Raw genomic sequence first — 16,900 nt, 5'->3', positions numbered from 1 at the left:
TTATTTTTGCCACATACGTTGTGGGTATTTCTGGTGGAGTTAGAATTTATGATTTAGAACGCTACATTACCGCTCGACATAAAGATGTTGAAATTCTACAGCTAACTCTAGAACGTTGGACTATTGAGATATATCGAACAATTATTGAAACTTTGCAAAGTATCGCATGGATGTACCTTATCGTATTTATATTTGCCCTTATCGCATATGTCATTGTTAGAGGCTTTGAACTTAAAAACGCTAACAAGCAATAAACAAAACTCGCGTTAAGTTGCCTTAACGCGAGTTTTTAGTTTCAAGCTTTAACCGCTAATTGAAGCTCTGATTAAGTTCTAGCTTAAGTTTAACGGCTAATCACCAAAGTCATCGAGTAGGATGTTTTCTGGTTCAACGCCTAGGCTTTCAAGCATCTTAATCACTGAAGAGTTCATGATTGGAGGACCACACATGTAGTACTCGCAGTCTTCTGGTGCCTTATGATTTTTAAGATAATTCTCATAAATCACATTATGAATAAAGCCAGTGTAGCCAGTCCAATTATCCTCAGGCAATGGCTCAGATAACGCCACATGCCAAACGAAGTTGTCATTCTCGGCCGCTAGAGCATCGAAATCCGCTTGGTAAAACACTTCACGGGTTGAACGTGCGCCGTACCAGAAGCTCATTTTACGCTTCGTTTTCTTACTCTTAAGCTGATCGAAAATGTGTGAGCGCATAGGTGCCATGCCCGCACCGCCGCCGATAAACACCATTTCCGCATCGGTTTCCTTCACAAAGAACTCACCGAATGGACCAGAAATCGTCACTGTATCGCCCGCTTTCAGGTTAAAGATGTAAGATGACATCTTACCCGCTGGCACATTGGCCGATGGCGGCGTCGCAATCCGCACATTCAGCATAATGCGCCCCTTTTCATCGGGATAGTTGGCCATAGAGTAAGCGCGCAACACTTCTTCGTTGACGGTAGAGACAATATCAAACAGGCCGTATTTTTCCCAATCATCGCGGTACTTAGCCGGAATATCAAAGTCAGCGTATTTCACCACATGGGCTGGCGCTTCAATTTGAATATATCCCCCGGCTTTAAAGCGAACATCTTCACCTTCAGGTAACTCAAGCAATAACTCTTTGATAAAAGTCGCCTTATTATCGTTAGAGATCACTTTACATTGCCACTTTTTCACCCCAAAGATTTCTTCGTCGAGCTCAAGTTCCATATCGGTTTTCACTGAGACTTGGCAGGCGAGACGACAACCTTCTTTAGCCTCTTTCTTAGTGATATGACCCATTTCAGTCGGCAGAATATCCCCGCCGCCCGATTTGATTTTCACTCGGCACTGACCACAGGTTCCGCCGCCACCACAGGCAGACGGAATAAAAATACTCTGACTCGCCAAGGCGCCGAGTAGCTTGTCACCCGCGGCAACTTGTATGCTTTTTTCAGCATCTTCGTTGATGCCAATCGTCACTTCACCTGTAGCCACTAATTTCTTTTTGGCGATTAGAATCACTATCACCAATAGACAGACCACTAGCGTGAACATGCCTATGCCAATTGCCATTTCCATCGTATTACCCTTTTCTAGCTCTTTTCTAAAAAGAATCTGGTTTCACTTTCTCAATTCTTGGCTCGCCTACTGTAGCGTTACAGCGAGATCCCTGAGAAAGACATAAAGCCCAGCGCCATCAAGCCTGTTGTGATAAAGGTGATACCAATACCTTGTAAGCCTTCGGGAATCGCGTTGAATTTCATTCTTTCACGCAGCCCCGCCAGCAGCACAATTGCCACCGCCCAGCCAAAACCCGAGCCCATAGCAAACACCACTGACTCACCGAAGTTGTAATCACGGTTCGCCATAAAGATCACCCCAGCAAAAATCGCGCAGTTTACTGTGAGCAAAGGTAAGAAGATCCCAAGGGAGTCATACAGGCTAGGAATGTACTTATCCAAAAACATTTCAAGGATTTGCACTAACGCCGCAATCACACCGATGAAAGTGATCAGCTGCAGGTAACTTAAATCGATACCGGGTAATCCCGCCCAAGACAGTGCGCCAGGTGCGAGCACTTTGACGTAAATCAGCTGGTTTAACGGCACGGCTAAGGTCATGACCACAATCACGGCGACACCTAGACCAAAGGCGGTTGACACCTTTTTAGACACTGCCAAGAAAGTACACATGCCCAAGAAGAACGACAGCGCCATGTTGTCGATAAAAGTGGCCTGCAAAAATAGATTTATATAGTGTTCCATATCTGCTCCTTAACCCCGTTTCCGCTGGATCACATTGATAGTCCAGATCAACACACCAATCAGGAAGAAGGCGCTCGGTGGTAACTTGAACATCTCGTTTGGCAAGTACCAGCCGCCATTTTCAATGGTGGTAAACACGCTATGACCGAATAAATTACCCGTCCCTAACAGCTCGCGTACAAAGGCGACGCTGATCAAAATCAAACCATAGCCTGTCGCATTACCAAGCGCATCGACGACCGCTAAATGCGGTGGATACTTCATGGCGAAGGCTTCTGCACGGCCCATGATGATACAGTTAGTGATAATTAACCCAACGAATACAGAAAGTTGCTTAGATAACTCATAGGCTACATCCTGCAGAACCATGTCGACGATAATCACCAAGGAGGCGATAACCGTCATCTGCGCGATAATCCGCACACTGGTCGGGATAAAGTTACGGATGGCAGAGATAATCAGGTTAGAAAACACCAACACAAAGGTCACTGCCAGTGTCATCACCACAGCGGTTTGCATTGAGTTACTGACCGCCAGTGCCGAACATACGCCCAGCACTTGCATTGCGACGGGGTTATTGGCAAACACTGGCCCCGTTAACATGTCACGCATGGATAAAGTGTTGCTCATTTTGCCTCTCCCAACTCACCTTGCAATTCACCCTGCGTGGCCGTCGCTTTCAGCTGATTGAAGAAGGTTTGAAAACCCTCAACGCCAAACCAAAACTCCATTGCGCGCTGCACGCCGCGGCCCGTCATGGTCGCGCCACTCACCGCATCGACACCGTGAATATCGCCTTCTTTAGCGCCGCCTTTCACAAGACGTATCGAAAACTTGCCTTTTTCATCAAACAATTGCTTACCCTTCCATAGTGACACCCACTTAGGATCAGTTAAAAAATCGCCGATACCAGGGGTTTCACCGTGCTCGTACACGACGAGCCCTTTAATGGTGTTGAAATCGGGTTCAACCGCCACATAACCGTAGATCATCGACCACAGACCTTTGCCATAGAAAGGCACAACCACGCTGTCTAACTTGCCGTTGGCATCGAGCACTTTAAACACGCGGGCATCGTTCGCACGGGTTTTAATCTTGGCGATATCTTTTTTCGGCGCACTTGAAGTCTCAGGATTAATTGCCGCCATACGCTCATCGAAATCGAGGACGTTAGCGTCTGAGTCCACCTTACCTGTGTCTAGGTTGATCAATAATGGCTTAACCGATTTAGCGAAAATATCTCTAAATTCAGTTCCCTGACCTAAGTTCACATCAGCGGCCATCAACACATAACGCTTCACTTCGTCACGTTTTTTGGCGACTTTACGTTCTTTCAATATGCCTGCTGTGCCTGTGATCATAAATGAGCACAGGAGACAGAGCGTGATGGTGAAGATCATGGTCCCCACCACAGTATCTTTCTTAAATACCATGACGTTTTAATCTCCGTTTGATGTTGGCGCGGGCCACCAGATAATCGAACAGCGGCGCCCAAAGGTTGGCGAACAGAATGGCTAACATCACGCCCTCAGGCATTTTGGGGTTAGCGACACGGATAAGCACAGTCATAAAACCAATCAAGGCACCGTAGGCAAATTTGCCTTGGCGAGTGTAGGAAGTGGTCACAGGATCGGTGGCCATAAACATCATAGCCAGCGCAAAACCGCCAGTGACCAGATGCCAAGTCCACGGCATTGCCATCATGTCATTGCTGCTAGAACCGATGTAATTACAGATGGTTGCAGTCGCAATCATGCCCAGCAGCACACCAAGCACAATGCGCCAATCCGCTAAACGGCTGATCAGCAATAGTGAACCGCCGATCAAAATGGCTAAGGTGCTAGTTTCACCAATCGCGCCCACGGTAAAGCCAAAGAAATTGTTCCACCAGTTAGGATCGCTAAAGGCACTAAACCAAGCGTAATCGGTAAAGCTCAGTTTGCCCGCTGCGGTTTGTGCCAGCGCCGTTGCACCAGAGAAACCATCAACGGCAACCAGCTGTTTAATGGTTGAAACTTCAGAGGGATAGGCGAAGTAGATAAATGCCAAGCCCGCCAACGCAGGATTAAGGAAATTATATCCCATGCCGCCAAACAGCTCTTTAGCCACGACCACACCAAAGGAAATCCCCATAGCCACCAGCCACAACGGTGTTGATACTGGCAAGATTAAGGTAAACAGCAGGGCCGTCACGAAGAAGCCTTCGTGCAACTCTTGACCACGAACCCGCGCAAACACCACTTCCCAGAACAAACTGGTGAGCAGTGCTGTCAGGTAAATCGGCAGATAAAAACTAAGACCATAGAGGAATAAACCTAATATCCCAGTGTCTTGGCTAAGGCCGCCAAACAGAGTATTAAAGATTTCTAACTTCCACACATCTGGGGTCGATAATCCGCCCGCGAGCGCAAGCTGCGCCTGTAGGCCAATGTTATATAGACCGAATAAAATGGCAGGCAGTAAACACAAACCGACTAACGTCATGGTACGTTTCACGTCAATCGCGTCACGCACATGCACTTTACCCTTAGTGCTGCGGCCATTGGCAATGACGAGTGAGCGCAAAAAGCCCTTCATCGACTTACCAGTGGCGTAGTATTCTTCTTGTAAATCTGGGGCTTGCTGTAAATCAGGTTTTTTAACTTGCTTAGTCATTAACCTTCCCTCTCGATAACATCTAGACAGGCACGTAATTCTTTACCAAAGTCATATTTGCCGGGACACACAAAAGTACACAGCGCCAGATCTTCTTCATCTAACTCCAATGCACCTAAGGCTTGCGCCTCATCGGTATCGCGCACCACTAAGTCTCGAACGAGCAAGGTGGGTAAAATATCTAGTGGCATCACGCGATCTAGCTGACCAAAGGCCATCATGGCGCGAGCTGAGCCGCCCTGATGGGTGGTAAATTCGAACAACTTAGTGGCACCAAACAAACGTGATGTCACCGCGCGGGTAATAGAGAATTTATCCGAGCCACCCCGTACCCAAGAAAGTACATGGTGCTGCGCATCTTCACTCAACACTGACACTTGGTTGTGGAATCGGCCTAAAAAGTCATGCACGCCAAGTGCGGTATGGCCAGATAGCACAGAGCCCGATACCACGCGATTATGGCCGGGTTTGATCTCATCACTGACTAAGGCACTTAACTCAGCACCCAACTGAGTGCGCAGTAAACGCGGATTCAGTACGCTCGGGCCACCTAAGGCGACGATACGGTCGGTATATAACTCACCGGTTTGGAATAACTTGCCGTAGGCAATCACGTCTTGATAGCCGATATGCCATACCTGACGCTCTAAGCTCACAGGTAAAGTAAAGTGAATATGAGTGCCCACTAAACCCGCAGGATGAACACCATCAAAACGGCGAACCTCAAGTTGTGGTAATGCCTCTTTCACCATCGCTTCGCCCTTATCCTGACACAGGTAAACTTTACCCTCAGTTAAGCGGCTCAACACCAGCAAGCCAGCTTTAAAAGCCTCGGTTTGCTCGGCGATGATTAAACGCGGATCGGCGGCCAGTGGATTAGTATCAATCGCGGTAACAAAAATCCCTGCGGGCGTGCTATCGAGCGCAGGCACGCGCGAGAACGGCCGCGTACGTAGGGCAGTCCATAGACCACTTTTCACTAACTGGTCTTGAACGGTTAGCCGAGGGAGAACGGCGATGTCTTGATGGATATCGAAAGAAATCTGCCCATCGCGGTTTTCACCGTCATCACAACGAATGACAACCGATTGTAGAATTCGGCGCTCGCCGCGGTTAATCGCCACGACTTGGCCACTAGCGGGTGCAGTGAACAACACGCCCGGTGTTTTTTTATCTTCAAACAGGGCTTGGCCCTTTTGAACCCAATCGCCCTCTTCGACCAACATCGTCGGCTTAAGTCCAACGAATTCTTCACCCAGAACAGCCACTTGGGATGGCTTAGCACCGAGTTCAATGACCTGTCGTGGCTCGCCAGCAATCGGCAAGTCGAGGCCTTTTTTGATCGTTACAATTTGGTTTGAAAAATCTGCCATCACAAATATCAACCATGAAAAATTTTTAGATAAATTTAGGGTAGAGATTTGTTAACGCAGTTTCCGATATTGGCGTCACATTCCGCCGCAAATTCGTAAGTTAGATACGTAAATTTACGCAGTTTTGTGACACAGATTCACTTCCAAACTCGCCGCGATCTATAAATGTAGTTTTATAACAATTTATTCATAATTACGTCATTACTGATTTAGTCATACCTAAGGTTTACGAAAATAAGCCAAAATCCCCATTTCAGTGCAGCAAAGCGATAAAACCGCTAAAAGCACCACTCAGAGCACAAACTTCAACCAATGGCATGCCTCAACATGGCGCAATACCACTTTGGGTACTGGCTATTTTTAACGCACTAACATTTCATCCTATGGTTTAACCTTTGCTTTACAGCAAAAGCTTGGTAGCCTCAAACTAAGAGAGTTTTCGTAGGAGAAACAGATGGAATACAGACGCATACCGCATTCTAATCTCGAGGTTAGCAAAATCTGTTTGGGCACTATGACTTGGGGCGAACAAAATACCCAAGCCGAAGCATTTGCACAGCTGGACTATGCCATAGGTAATGGTATCAACTTTATCGATACGGCAGAAATGTATCCCGTCCCACCTAAGCCCGAAACCCAAGGAGAAACAGAGCGTATTCTTGGGCAATATATTAAGGCTCGCGGCAACCGTGACGATCTAGTGATTGCCACTAAAATTGCCGCACCGGGTGGTAAGAGTGATTATATTCGCAAGAATATGGCGCTGGACTGGAACAATATCCATCAAGCGGTCGATGCGTCACTCGAGCGCCTGCAAATCGATACTATCGATCTCTACCAAGTTCATTGGCCCGACCGCAATACCAACTTCTTTGGTGAACTGTTTTACGAAGCGCAAGATCAAGAAACTCAAACCCCAATCCTCGAAACCCTAGAAGCCCTTGCCGAAGTGATCCGCCAAGGCAAAGTGCGCTATATAGGAGTGTCGAACGAAACGCCTTGGGGTTTGATGAAGTACCTGCAACTCGCCGAAAAACACGGCTTGCCGCGTATTGTGAGTGTGCAAAATCCCTATAACTTGCTCAATCGCAGCTTCGAAGTCGGCATGAGCGAAATCAGCCACCGTGAAGAGTTGCCGTTGCTCGCATACTCGCCCCTAGCCTTTGGTGCCCTAACCGGAAAATATTGCAACGACCAATGGCCCGAAGGTGCGCGCCTGACCTTGTTTAAGCGTTTCGCCCGTTACACAGGCTCGCAACTGGCACTCGAGGCCACGGCAGCCTACGTCGATTTGGCCCGCGAGTTCAAACTCTCGCCCGCACAAATGGCGTTAGCTTTTGTTAACTCGCGTAAATTTGTTGGCTCCAACATCATTGGCGCCACGGACTTATATCAACTTAAAGAAAATATCGACAGCCTGAAAGTCACCTTATCGCCCGAGCTATTAGTGCGATTAAACGAACTGTCCGATAAATTCAGATTACCTTGCCCTTAGCCCTAACCTTAGGAATCTTAGCTCCAAGGCTTAGTCGGCAAGTCGTTTGAATTACCAATAGCATCAGGTAAATACACCTGATGCTATTAGCTTTTCAGCGGTAGAATCTCACCTCAATTGATTAAATGGACCTTATCATGTTCTATATACTTTTTTGGCTAATATTATGTTTTGTCACTGCAATTATAGCTTCCAGTAAAAACAGATCAGCCATTTTATGGTTCTTTATCTCATTTATTGTGAGCCCATTGATTGGCATTATTTGCGTTGCTTGTATGCCTGCAATAGCGAAAAACGAAGCTCAAGCACACCCAAATGAAAATGTTCAAGAAGATAAATCACTTTATCGTGACTGCCCAGAATGCGCTGAAGAAATAAAATGCGCGGCCCGAAAGTGTAAACATTGTGGCTCAGAGGTAGTGCCGCAGGAAATACCCCAAGCAGAACATACTGCAATCTTAGATGAAAATGCTGACGGCCAGCCGTGCAGTATCTGTAAAAGTAGAAGAACGCATGACCTATATAACGGTGTCGCTATTTGTAATCAGTGTAAAGTTTGGAATTAGTCTGCTACTTGGTTAATTCGATGACCTAATAGCATCAAGAAACGCACTTGATGCTATCAATTTTAAAATTAATAATCTCAAAACCTTATTACAAACCCAATCCCTCCTCGTTTAATAAGAGATTCCCCTCCTTTCAAACCTTATCTAGGTTACATTCGGATACAGAGTCCTTTTAAGAACTGAAATATAGTGGCACCACAATCACTAGACAGATGTCTTAAGGATCAAAAAATGAAAAAACTTTGCTTTGTTATCACAAGTATTTTGATGTCGAGCCACGCGCTTGCTGAAAGCAATACCTACATTCGTAACGGTAATATCTATAGTCATCAAGATCAGTTTTTTGCTGGCGCAGGTGTTGCTACTGGCAGTCAGTTTTATAAGGGTCAAGATCACCAGACAGGTGTCTACCTCAATGGCGGCTACCACGGTGAGGACTTCAACGCCGACCTGTCCGGTATCAACTACCGCTTTTTAGGCACCAACGACAGTGCCGTTAACTTCAGCATTTTTGTGGTTGCCAATCCTGGCTTTGATGCCAATGACGCCGATATTTTAACGGGCATGAAAGATCGCAAATTCAGTGGCGATATGGGTTTAAACGCCGACATTCATTTAGGCACGGGCACGTTATCAACCAAATTCCAACACGATGTGACAAATGTTTATGATGGTTTTCAAGCTGATATCACCTACTACCATCCAATCAATCTGGGCTTTGGTGATCTGGTGCCTTATGCGGGTGTGCACTATTTCAGTAAAGACTTCGCAAACTACTACACAGGTGTGACGTCATCTGAAGCCACTGCGCAGCGCCCTGCTTATCAAGCCGACGGCACCTTTGCCTATAAGCTAGGTTACGCTTTGGTAATTCCAGTGACTAAGCATTTAGACATCACTCAAGCCACAGGTTACTCGCACATAGCTGCCAACATGGCTGACTCTCCGCTAATCGACAGTAGCAACCAGTGGGTTACCACCCTTGGCGTGAGCTATAGCTTCTAACCAACCTGACGAGACAAGACCATGACACTTATCAGAAAAACGTTTTTATGTGCTGGATTAGCCCTGATGCTTTCAGCTTGCGCCACTTCCTACGATACCGAAAAGCAATTTTGGTCTTTCGGTAAAGGCTTTGAAACCGCACAGATTGCACCCGATAGCTGGCAGATAAGCTTTGTTGGCAATAGCAACACTGACCGCGCATTGGCCCGAAAGTACGTCATGCGTAAGTCAGCAGAGTTATGCAAACAGGCTGGTTATAACTACTTCACTTTTACTCACGAACAAACCGAACGTGATGCAATTGGCCAGTTTGGAGTTGGAGCAAGCACAAGTAAGGATATCCTGTGGGGAAGTTCAACGATGAACCAAGAAACCTCTGTCATGGTCGAAGTTACAGGTTTACATAGCAAGCCAGAAAATGCGAGTTCTCGCATCTATGAAACGGATTACATACTTAACAATGTTAATGTGAAAAGTTAATTGCTCATCAAAATGCACCAGTCTAGATCCTCGTTAGGCATCAAGACTGGTGCGTTTTATCCTTAGACTGCCGATGAAAACAACTCTGCCCTCAGGCTTAAACTTCAGCCATAAATTTCAGCCATAAATTTCAGCCTTGAATTTTAGTGACATGCGAGCGCCACCGAGCTCAGGAGCACGACCAATTCGTAATGGGGAATTCATCCAACAACCTATTCTGTCGACAATCGCCAATCCCATGCCATGGCCGGAATTTCCACGGCTGTGCTGACCACGCACAAAAGGTTTAATCACTTGCGCAGACTCCAGTTCATCAATCCCCGGACCGTCATCGTCAACGTGTAACCAAATCGCGCCCTCCTCGACTGCCAACGTCAGCCTGATCTTTGCCTTACCAAAACGCAGCGCATTATTGAGCAAATTATTAACCTGCATTGATAAGTACTTAGGGTCTGTCTTGATCTTGAGCGCTGTGGGATAGGGAACCAGTTCAACTGAAAAATTGGGGTACACTTGGCCTTGATACTTTTCGAGTAGCCAAGCATTGAGTTCAATCGACTGCCAATCGGGCTGGATATTCGCTTCATCGAGGCGGGCATAACTCAGCAACGTCATCACCAAGTCTTCCATCGTGTCTAAATCGCGGTTCAAGCGCTGGAAATACTTCACTCTGAGCTGTTCGCTTTGGGTTTCTTCCAGCGCCTCAATACCAAATCTTAGCCGCGCTATCGGGGTTTTTAAATCGTGAGAAACCGCTCGACTGAGCAGTTTGTTATCATCGATCAATTGCTGAATACGATCCGCCATGCGGTTGAATTCGCTTTCAATAGTGCCTATGTAAGACGTTTTTCTAACAGGAATTCTCTGCTGCAACTCCCCCATGCCAAACGCTTGGGTCGCCTGACTGAGATTAACCAACTGACGGATCAAGGGCGACACCCACACCAACAATATCAGCACCACACCACCATAAAAAAGCATGGTATACAGCTTATTCAAGTCAAAGTTGCCATCGGTGGGCGTGACAATATCGGTATTGATGTTCAATACCTGCCCCGTTTTCGGCAGTAAATAATGCAAGGAGATGCCATCATCGGATTCCAGCAGCAGTGATTCCCCGGCATAAAACGCGGTTTTTAGATCTGAGGGTAAAACGAAATCGGCTTCACTCGCTAAAGAGAGTTGATCTGAATTTAGCTGGTTCCAGTTTGCGATAAAACTTTGATTGTTAACGCTATCGTTATCGAGCGTTTGCGCCAGTGTGCCGCCCAGCAGTTTTAATGCGGCGAGGTGAGTGGCTGGGGTTTGCGTGTCATTATCAGGATCTAGCAGACTAGCAAACTCGCTTATCGACCAGCCTAGGCTGGCAATGGCCACCAGCACGACCAGCACCAGAGAAGTCATCAACTTCTTCATAAAGCTTGCTCACCTTCGTCGCGGCAAAACAAATATCCCTTGCCACGGATGGTTTTCACTTTATAGGGCTGACTCAACGCTTCCTGTAATTTCTTGCGTAAACGCGATATGCGAATATCAACTGAGCGATCTAGGCCGTCGTATTCAATGCCCCGTAGCTGAGCCACCAGTTCATTACGGCTGACAATCGTGCCCGCCTTCAATGCCAGTAGCCACAACACATCGAACTCATTGGCATTCAAATCCAGCGGCTGTTTATCGATAGTGACCGATTTTGCCGTGGCATTGAGCACCAGCGAATCAAAAACTAACTGCTGTTTTTGCTCCTCATCACCCACACGGCGTAACAGGGCTTTTATCCGCGCTAACAACACTTGTGGCCGGATCGGCTTTGTCAGGTAATCATCTGCCCCGACATCTAATCCGCGGATCTCATCCCCATCCTCAACACAAGCCGTCATAAAGAGAATCGGCCCAGCATAAAATGCTCTCGCTTCCTTACAGACATCGAAACCATTCTTAACGGGTAACATTACGTCGAGTAACACTATGTCAGGGATCTCTTCGGCTATCATCTCTAAAGCAAAATCGCCTTGGCTGGCAACCGTGACTTCGTAACCGTGGTCGAGTAAATAATCACTGATCCACTCAGCCAGCGAGATATCGTCTTCGACCACTAAGATGTGTTTTTCAACTGACATATTAGAATAACCTCCAACCTGACTGACTCTGTTTAGGGGCCTTATAAACCCAAGTCACCACCACTTTGACCTGCGCCAGTGGTTGCACATCATCATTACGGATCAAACTAAAGGTAACCGTTTTATCGCCTTCAAAACTATATTGGTATTCTTGCATGGCTTTGCCGCTCCAGCAGATTAGCTGGTGCTGGCGGTCAGTCAGTATGAGGCAATACTCGCCGCTCGCAGGTGTTTGCCATCGAAACAACACATCTTGATAGCAAGTTTGCCCCTTATGGAGCGCAATGCAGCGCTCTGGGGTCGCAGTAAAAATCACCGAATCATCTTGACCCCAAGCAAAAAAAGGCGCGTTCAGTAACACTAGCCACAAATAAAATCGCTTCATGCCCACGCCCCTAAAACACATAGCTGATAGAGGCATTAAAGTACGATGCATAGCCAGCTTGATTGAAAGGGCTGTCGGTCACTTCTTGGGATAACACATTGAAGCGATACATGGCTCTAAATACAAAACTCTCGCTCAGCGGATAGGCAACACCGAGCTCCATGCCATAGCTAAAAGAACTGTTCGGGTGATATTCGGGAAAGCGTTCGGTCGCTTCTTCTTTACTGACACTAAAAAGATAACGATTCAAGGTGGCTGATGAAAAGCCTACGCTTCCCAAAACGTGAAAGTTCCAATTACGTACCTGCCAAGACTTACCCAATCTGGCAGAACTCTGAATACCTTGATCATCATAATAATCAGACACTAATCTGTACTGGAAAACGTAGTTATCGCCCCAATAACGCGTTGCACGAAAACCTGCGCCAATATAGAGCGAATCTTCCGATAGTAGATAAGCATTGCGGCCAGCTTCATCGAGTGTGCTGGGGTCCACATCTGGACGAGACCATGAACCTTGTAAGTTCGCCAGTAACAGATCAAAGGACCAATCCTCTGAACTCCAAAGATTAACCCCAAGATTAACCCCATCCTGAGATTGGTGGATCATCTCAACAAACATGCCTTTGTATTGATACATGCCACTGACCAACAGCGACAATTGCGCAGCGCCAGAATCGGTTTGCCGAACATCAATTTGATTGATCCCGTAAACACTCATACCCAGTTCAAAATCACCGCCATCGGCTAGGCGATTGGTGCCTCCGTTGACACTACTTGCAATATCCGATGCGGCAGCGGTACCGGAAAGCATGCTGAGCGTTAACACAAAAAAACAAAGAATACGCATGCCCATTTAATCCACATTTCTAGTCGTTATTTAGCGCTACATATTACAACAGTTTGTTAGTCTTTTTATCCGCCACTGCACAAGCCATTGCATTTTTGCGACGAAAATATCGTCAGATAGCAAGAACAGTCAGCAAAGCGCAAGGAAGTGAATTTAAACGAGGGGGAAACTTCGGACCTAATACGCTTATCCGCTGAAACGATTGAGGATGTAACTAAGGTATTAGAACCTTCATGTTCGTCATTCACATTAATCAGGATGATAGAATCCATAATAAAAACAAATTAATAGATTAAATTATCCCATCATCGAAACCGATTAAACATTCTTTATTAACAAAGGTTAACTAGACCCAATACTGACAATTCAAGTAGGGTCGAGTCACAAATTAGGATCAACTGTATCTCGCGTTCGACTGGTGCGACGCTAAGATAACTCTGACCCATAGAAGAATAATGACTCACTCAAGTTCCCCAACTCACAGAAAGTGGCTTTGGCTACTGCTCGGCGTGTGGCTGATTGTCATCCAATCGGTTGCGCTGTCGCATTCTGCTGAACACAGTTTGGAACATGAGCATGCCCACTGTTTCCTGTGCGATTTTGGTCATGAGCAAAATGCGGGCCCATCGTCTGTGCTTATGCCACCGATGGGATTGCAGCAAGCTGAAAGCATCCCGCAGAAACCTTATCAACAACCGAGTTTACCTTGGTTACGTCACTTCAACGTGCGTGCACCGCCCTTACTGTCTTAAGCAAATTCAATCATTTAAAAAAATCTATTTTTTGCTTATCTAAAGGAAAGGCACAATGAAACTTGCACTATCTTCAATAGCGCTAGCAGTGGCTAGCGTGTGTTCACCGGTTATGGCCGCTCAATTACAAGGTCGAGTGACCGATCTGCAAGGCGCGCCTATCGCTGGCGCCCTTGTCAGCATCGACGGTGGGACGAGCACAAGCACCAATCCTCAGGGCCAGTATCAGTTAACTGTGGCCGACAATAGCCATATCCACCTCCACATTAGCGATACCGATTTTAAGCACGTTGACAGGGATTTGCAGATAACCACTGGCGCGATGATGCAGGATATTTCACTGACGAAAACGGCGATGGAAAACATTGTCGTGACCGCATCGCCGCTCGCCCGCTCTGCGCTCGAAAGCACGACGCCAATCAGTGTGTTAACCGAAGACCAACTCAAGCTCAATATCGAGCCGACACTGGGCGACACCTTAGAAAAACTCCCCGGCGTACAAGCCTCTCACTTTGGTGCGGGGGCGAGTCGCCCCATCATTCGCGGCATGGGTGGTCCTCGAGTACAAGTGCTTGAAAATGGTCTGTCTGTTGGTGACGCATCAACGGTATCGGCCGATCACGCGGTAACAGCGGAAGCCGCCTCGGCGCAGCAAATTGAGATCCTGCGCGGCCCAGGTACATTGCTTTACGGGAACGGCGCCATTGGCGGCGTGGTCAATGTGGTGGATAAACGCTACCACGAGAGCCCAGTCGATGAACTGTCGGGACAATTTGGCACTCGCTACGACACGGCCAGCAATGGCCGCACCTTTAACGGTGATATCGATGGTGGCAATGGTCAGTTCAATTGGCATGTAGATGGCACCCACCGCATTACCGACGATGTCGATATTCCGGGAAATGCCATTGCCAATCTGCCCGAAACCCATGGAAAGCTGGCGAATAGTAATCAAAAACTCGACGACTATGCCGCGGGTGTTGGCTATACCGGTGACACGGGATTTGTCAGCGTATCCGGCGCGCGCACTGAATCGAATTACGGTATTCCCGGCCGCGGCGAAGCCGATGCGCCCGACATCACCATAGATTTAAAGAAAACCGCATGGCAACTGCACAGTGGTTTGTTAGATCCTTTTGCAGGCTTCAGTAAACTGCGTTTTGATGCGGGCTATACCGATTATCAACATGCTGAGGAAGAAGATGGGGTTGCCGGCACAACTTTCTTCAACAAACAAAGTGAAGCGCGCTTAAGCCTTAACAATCATCCTTGGGGTGAGTGGCAAGGCACTATGGGGCTACATGCTGTGCACCGTGACTTTGCCGTTGAAGGCGAAGAAGCGCTGACACCAGACAGCAAAACCGATACCTTAGCCGCCTTTATCGTGCAAGAACGTAAGGTCGGGGATTTTCGCTTCGAGCTTGGCGGCCGCTTAGAGCATTACCGCTTAGCGCCAGACAGCATGACACTAGACACGCTAAATGGCGAACAGACCTATCAAGCCGAAGACTTAGTCGATAATGATTTAACTGTATCGGCGGGCATGGTGTGGGACTTAGATCCTGCCTATAACTTAGGACTGTCGCTCACCCGCGCCCAACGTTCGGCCACCGCCGAAGAGCTTTACAGCTATGGTCCCCACGATGCTACCCAAAGCTTTGAGCTTGGTTCGCAGTTCAGCATTGAAAATGGTCAAATCATCACTAACAATGGCAATAACGATAAAGAGATCGCCAACAATATCGACTTAACCCTGCGCAAATTAGAGGGTGCGTGGACAGGCTCATTGAGCATGGCCTACAACCGAGTCAATAATTTCTATTACGAGAAAAATACGGGCTTAGTCGCCTCAGATATAGTCAACGGCGATGCTGAAGGTGATTTACCGGTTTACCAATACACCCAAGGCGATGCCGAGCTTTATTCCCTCGAGGCCCAAGCCAGCATCCCGTTTAACGATATTTGGTCATTGGATATGTTCAGCGATTACACCCGTGGCAAGCTGGTCGATGGTGGTAACTTGCCACTCATTTCGCCCATGCGTATCGGTTCAACTTTAAACTTTGACCAACAACAATGGCACGCTGAAGTCGGCGCGATTGGCTATGCAAAACAAACGGATACCGCCGAAAATGAAACCGAAACAGCAGGCTATGCGCTAGTGAATGCCGCCGTCACCTACCGTTTATACACTTCTGCGGGTGACATGCTGTTCTATGTCAAAGGCACAAATCTACTCGACCAAGACGCGCGGCCACACACCTCGTTACTCAAAGATTACGCCCCACTGATGGGACGCAACTTTATGTTAGGTGTCACCTATAACTTCTAAAAACAAGAGTTGTAAAAGACAATAAGTTAAGCCCAAAGCGAAGTCCTAGACTTCGCTTTTATTCATCTATTAGTCACTACGTAAGACAAGTTGCTACAGGCATATTCACATCAGTAGCAAATCACAGCGGCTATTATCGCGAGGCTGATTTAGCAAAAAAGGTTTACATCAATTTAAACCAAATCTGATTATCGACAAGTAACCAGCCAGACACGGCCAATAAACAGCTTCAATGAGCTGTCCAAAATACGTTTATCTGGCAATAACCGTTAACGTTGAGAACCGTTAAGTCGTTATAGCGCTACCTTTAACGTCATCACCATAAAAACATCTAAATAAGCTATATTAATCAATACCATGTAGTACACCACACAATATAAGTCACTAGATTGCAAGGTATGATCTGGTTACATGTCAGTATCGAGAGATAACGATTCATCAACTATCTTATATTTTGAGTGCCATACAAAAGTCGCGCGCATGGCATTAAAATAGAAGAACATAAAAACCAGGGCGGGATCATACTTTGTTAACAGTAGGGAACTTATTCCTATCTGCATGATCTGATCGGGCATGTTATTCTACTGAGCCTAATCCATGTCCTTATTTGAACACTTGAAACTCATCGAAGACCCT

At 46.9% G+C, this 16,900-nt stretch carries 16 protein-coding genes and 1 pseudogene; 7 read left to right on the top strand and 10 right to left on the bottom strand.

The genetic code is table 11. The annotated features are described in order from the left end of the window. Window positions 1-254, top strand: a pseudogene (locus K5Q99_RS18910) (hypothetical protein); the annotation flags it as partial. 96 nt (window positions 255-350) lie between these two features. Here K5Q99_RS18910 and nqrF read toward each other — a convergent pair. From nqrF to K5Q99_RS18880, 6 genes are all read right to left on the bottom strand, one after another. Beyond that, a complete protein-coding gene (gene nqrF, locus K5Q99_RS18905) occupies window positions 351-1,568 on the bottom strand; it encodes an NADH:ubiquinone reductase (Na(+)-transporting) subunit F (RefSeq protein ID WP_220777777.1) in 1,218 nt (405 codons plus the stop codon). 77 nt (window positions 1,569-1,645) lie between these two features. Then, window positions 1,646-2,254: an NADH:ubiquinone reductase (Na(+)-transporting) subunit E gene (gene nqrE / locus K5Q99_RS18900; RefSeq protein ID WP_106651538.1), complete on the bottom strand. Its 609-nt coding sequence runs from the start codon at window positions 2,252-2,254 to the stop codon at window positions 1,646-1,648. Between the two features lie 9 nt (window positions 2,255-2,263). Beyond that, the gene (locus K5Q99_RS18895; protein WP_006080314.1) at window positions 2,264-2,884 is read right to left on the bottom strand and encodes an NADH:ubiquinone reductase (Na(+)-transporting) subunit D; all 621 of its coding nucleotides are present in this window, start codon (window positions 2,882-2,884) and stop codon (window positions 2,264-2,266) included. Next, window positions 2,881-3,687: a Na(+)-translocating NADH-quinone reductase subunit C gene (locus K5Q99_RS18890; RefSeq protein WP_220777776.1), complete on the bottom strand. Its 807-nt coding sequence runs from the start codon at window positions 3,685-3,687 to the stop codon at window positions 2,881-2,883. Before K5Q99_RS18890 ends, K5Q99_RS18895 begins: the two co-directional genes overlap by 4 nt. Beyond that, on the bottom strand, window positions 3,677-4,909 hold the full coding sequence (locus tag K5Q99_RS18885) for an NADH:ubiquinone reductase (Na(+)-transporting) subunit B (protein ID WP_220777775.1): 1,233 nt from the start codon (window positions 4,907-4,909) through the stop codon (window positions 3,677-3,679). The genes K5Q99_RS18890 and K5Q99_RS18885 overlap by 11 nt, the downstream gene beginning before the upstream one ends. Further along, complete coding sequence (locus K5Q99_RS18880; protein ID WP_220777774.1) at window positions 4,909-6,282, bottom strand: Na(+)-translocating NADH-quinone reductase subunit A; 1,374 nt, start codon at window positions 6,280-6,282, stop codon at window positions 4,909-4,911. Before K5Q99_RS18880 ends, K5Q99_RS18885 begins: the two co-directional genes overlap by 1 nt. Window positions 6,283-6,736: 454 nt before the next feature. Between K5Q99_RS18880 and K5Q99_RS18875 the strand changes: the two genes are divergently transcribed. The 4 genes from K5Q99_RS18875 to K5Q99_RS18860 all read left to right on the top strand — a co-directional run bounded on the left by K5Q99_RS18875 (window position 6,737) and on the right by K5Q99_RS18860 (window position 9,828). Continuing rightward, window positions 6,737-7,777: an NADP(H)-dependent aldo-keto reductase gene (locus K5Q99_RS18875; RefSeq protein ID WP_220777773.1), complete on the top strand. Its 1,041-nt coding sequence runs from the start codon at window positions 6,737-6,739 to the stop codon at window positions 7,775-7,777. A 137-nt stretch (window positions 7,778-7,914) separates the two neighbouring features. Next, on the top strand, window positions 7,915-8,343 hold the full coding sequence (locus K5Q99_RS18870) for a hypothetical protein (protein WP_106651543.1): 429 nt from the start codon (window positions 7,915-7,917) through the stop codon (window positions 8,341-8,343). 231 nt (window positions 8,344-8,574) lie between these two features. Next, window positions 8,575-9,348, top strand: a complete 774-nt coding sequence (ompV, locus tag K5Q99_RS18865) for an outer membrane protein OmpV (protein ID WP_220777772.1) — start codon at window positions 8,575-8,577, stop codon at window positions 9,346-9,348. A gap of 21 nt (window positions 9,349-9,369) precedes the next feature. Then, the gene (locus K5Q99_RS18860) at window positions 9,370-9,828 is read left to right on the top strand and encodes a CC0125/CC1285 family lipoprotein (protein WP_106651545.1); all 459 of its coding nucleotides are present in this window, start codon (window positions 9,370-9,372) and stop codon (window positions 9,826-9,828) included. Between the two features lie 117 nt (window positions 9,829-9,945). Here the strand turns inward: K5Q99_RS18860 and K5Q99_RS18855 are convergent, their stop codons facing one another. The 4 genes from K5Q99_RS18855 to K5Q99_RS18840 are packed head-to-tail and all read right to left on the bottom strand — an operon-like array spanning window position 9,946 to window position 13,180. Continuing rightward, complete coding sequence (locus tag K5Q99_RS18855) at window positions 9,946-11,244, bottom strand: ATP-binding protein (protein WP_220777771.1); 1,299 nt, start codon at window positions 11,242-11,244, stop codon at window positions 9,946-9,948. Continuing rightward, window positions 11,241-11,945 carry a response regulator gene (locus K5Q99_RS18850; RefSeq protein WP_220777770.1) on the bottom strand — a complete coding sequence of 235 codons (705 nt, stop codon included), beginning with the start codon at window positions 11,943-11,945 and terminating at the stop codon, window positions 11,241-11,243. The genes K5Q99_RS18855 and K5Q99_RS18850 overlap by 4 nt, the downstream gene beginning before the upstream one ends. Before the next feature lies 1 nt (window position 11,946). Beyond that, window positions 11,947-12,330 (bottom strand): DUF3019 domain-containing protein, encoded by a 384-nt coding sequence (locus K5Q99_RS18845; protein ID WP_220777769.1) that lies wholly within the window; start codon window positions 12,328-12,330, stop codon window positions 11,947-11,949. A 10-nt stretch (window positions 12,331-12,340) separates the two neighbouring features. Continuing rightward, window positions 12,341-13,180 (bottom strand): MipA/OmpV family protein, encoded by an 840-nt coding sequence (locus K5Q99_RS18840; protein ID WP_220777768.1) that lies wholly within the window; start codon window positions 13,178-13,180, stop codon window positions 12,341-12,343. 455 nt (window positions 13,181-13,635) lie between these two features. Between K5Q99_RS18840 and K5Q99_RS18835 the strand changes: the two genes are divergently transcribed. Further along, window positions 13,636-13,932, top strand: a complete 297-nt coding sequence (locus tag K5Q99_RS18835) for a hypothetical protein (protein ID WP_106651547.1) — start codon at window positions 13,636-13,638, stop codon at window positions 13,930-13,932. A gap of 55 nt (window positions 13,933-13,987) precedes the next feature. Continuing rightward, a complete protein-coding gene (locus tag K5Q99_RS18830) occupies window positions 13,988-16,264 on the top strand; it encodes a TonB-dependent receptor (RefSeq protein WP_220777767.1) in 2,277 nt (758 codons plus the stop codon). Window positions 16,265-16,900: the final 636 nt, after the last annotated feature.

Source organism: Shewanella hafniensis (assembly GCF_019655335.1).
GTDB classification, from domain to species: Bacteria; Pseudomonadota; Gammaproteobacteria; order Enterobacterales; family Shewanellaceae; genus Shewanella; species Shewanella hafniensis.
This window is presented reverse-complemented; position numbering and strand designations above follow the sequence as displayed.

Bases quoted from the DNA above. Each gene is read 5' to 3' on its own strand.
- nqrF (WP_220777777.1), bottom strand. From the start codon at position 1,568: ATGGAAATGGCAATTGGCATAGGCATGTTCACGCTAGTGGTCTGTCTA.
- nqrE (WP_106651538.1), bottom strand. From the start codon at position 2,254: ATGGAACACTATATAAATCTATTTTTGCAGGCCACTTTTATCGACAAC.
- K5Q99_RS18895 (WP_006080314.1), bottom strand. From the start codon at position 2,884: ATGAGCAACACTTTATCCATGCGTGACATGTTAACGGGGCCAGTGTTT.
- K5Q99_RS18890 (WP_220777776.1), bottom strand. From the start codon at position 3,687: ATGGTATTTAAGAAAGATACTGTGGTGGGGACCATGATCTTCACCATC.
- K5Q99_RS18885 (WP_220777775.1), bottom strand. From the start codon at position 4,909: ATGACTAAGCAAGTTAAAAAACCTGATTTACAGCAAGCCCCAGATTTA.
- K5Q99_RS18880 (WP_220777774.1), bottom strand. From the start codon at position 6,282: ATGGCAGATTTTTCAAACCAAATTGTAACGATCAAAAAAGGCCTCGAC.
- K5Q99_RS18875 (WP_220777773.1), top strand. From the start codon at position 6,737: ATGGAATACAGACGCATACCGCATTCTAATCTCGAGGTTAGCAAAATC.
- K5Q99_RS18870 (WP_106651543.1), top strand. From the start codon at position 7,915: ATGTTCTATATACTTTTTTGGCTAATATTATGTTTTGTCACTGCAATT.
- ompV (WP_220777772.1), top strand. From the start codon at position 8,575: ATGAAAAAACTTTGCTTTGTTATCACAAGTATTTTGATGTCGAGCCAC.
- K5Q99_RS18860 (WP_106651545.1), top strand. From the start codon at position 9,370: ATGACACTTATCAGAAAAACGTTTTTATGTGCTGGATTAGCCCTGATG.
- K5Q99_RS18855 (WP_220777771.1), bottom strand. From the start codon at position 11,244: ATGAAGAAGTTGATGACTTCTCTGGTGCTGGTCGTGCTGGTGGCCATT.
- K5Q99_RS18850 (WP_220777770.1), bottom strand. From the start codon at position 11,945: ATGTCAGTTGAAAAACACATCTTAGTGGTCGAAGACGATATCTCGCTG.
- K5Q99_RS18845 (WP_220777769.1), bottom strand. From the start codon at position 12,330: ATGAAGCGATTTTATTTGTGGCTAGTGTTACTGAACGCGCCTTTTTTT.
- K5Q99_RS18840 (WP_220777768.1), bottom strand. From the start codon at position 13,180: ATGCGTATTCTTTGTTTTTTTGTGTTAACGCTCAGCATGCTTTCCGGT.
- K5Q99_RS18835 (WP_106651547.1), top strand. From the start codon at position 13,636: ATGACTCACTCAAGTTCCCCAACTCACAGAAAGTGGCTTTGGCTACTG.
- K5Q99_RS18830 (WP_220777767.1), top strand. From the start codon at position 13,988: ATGAAACTTGCACTATCTTCAATAGCGCTAGCAGTGGCTAGCGTGTGT.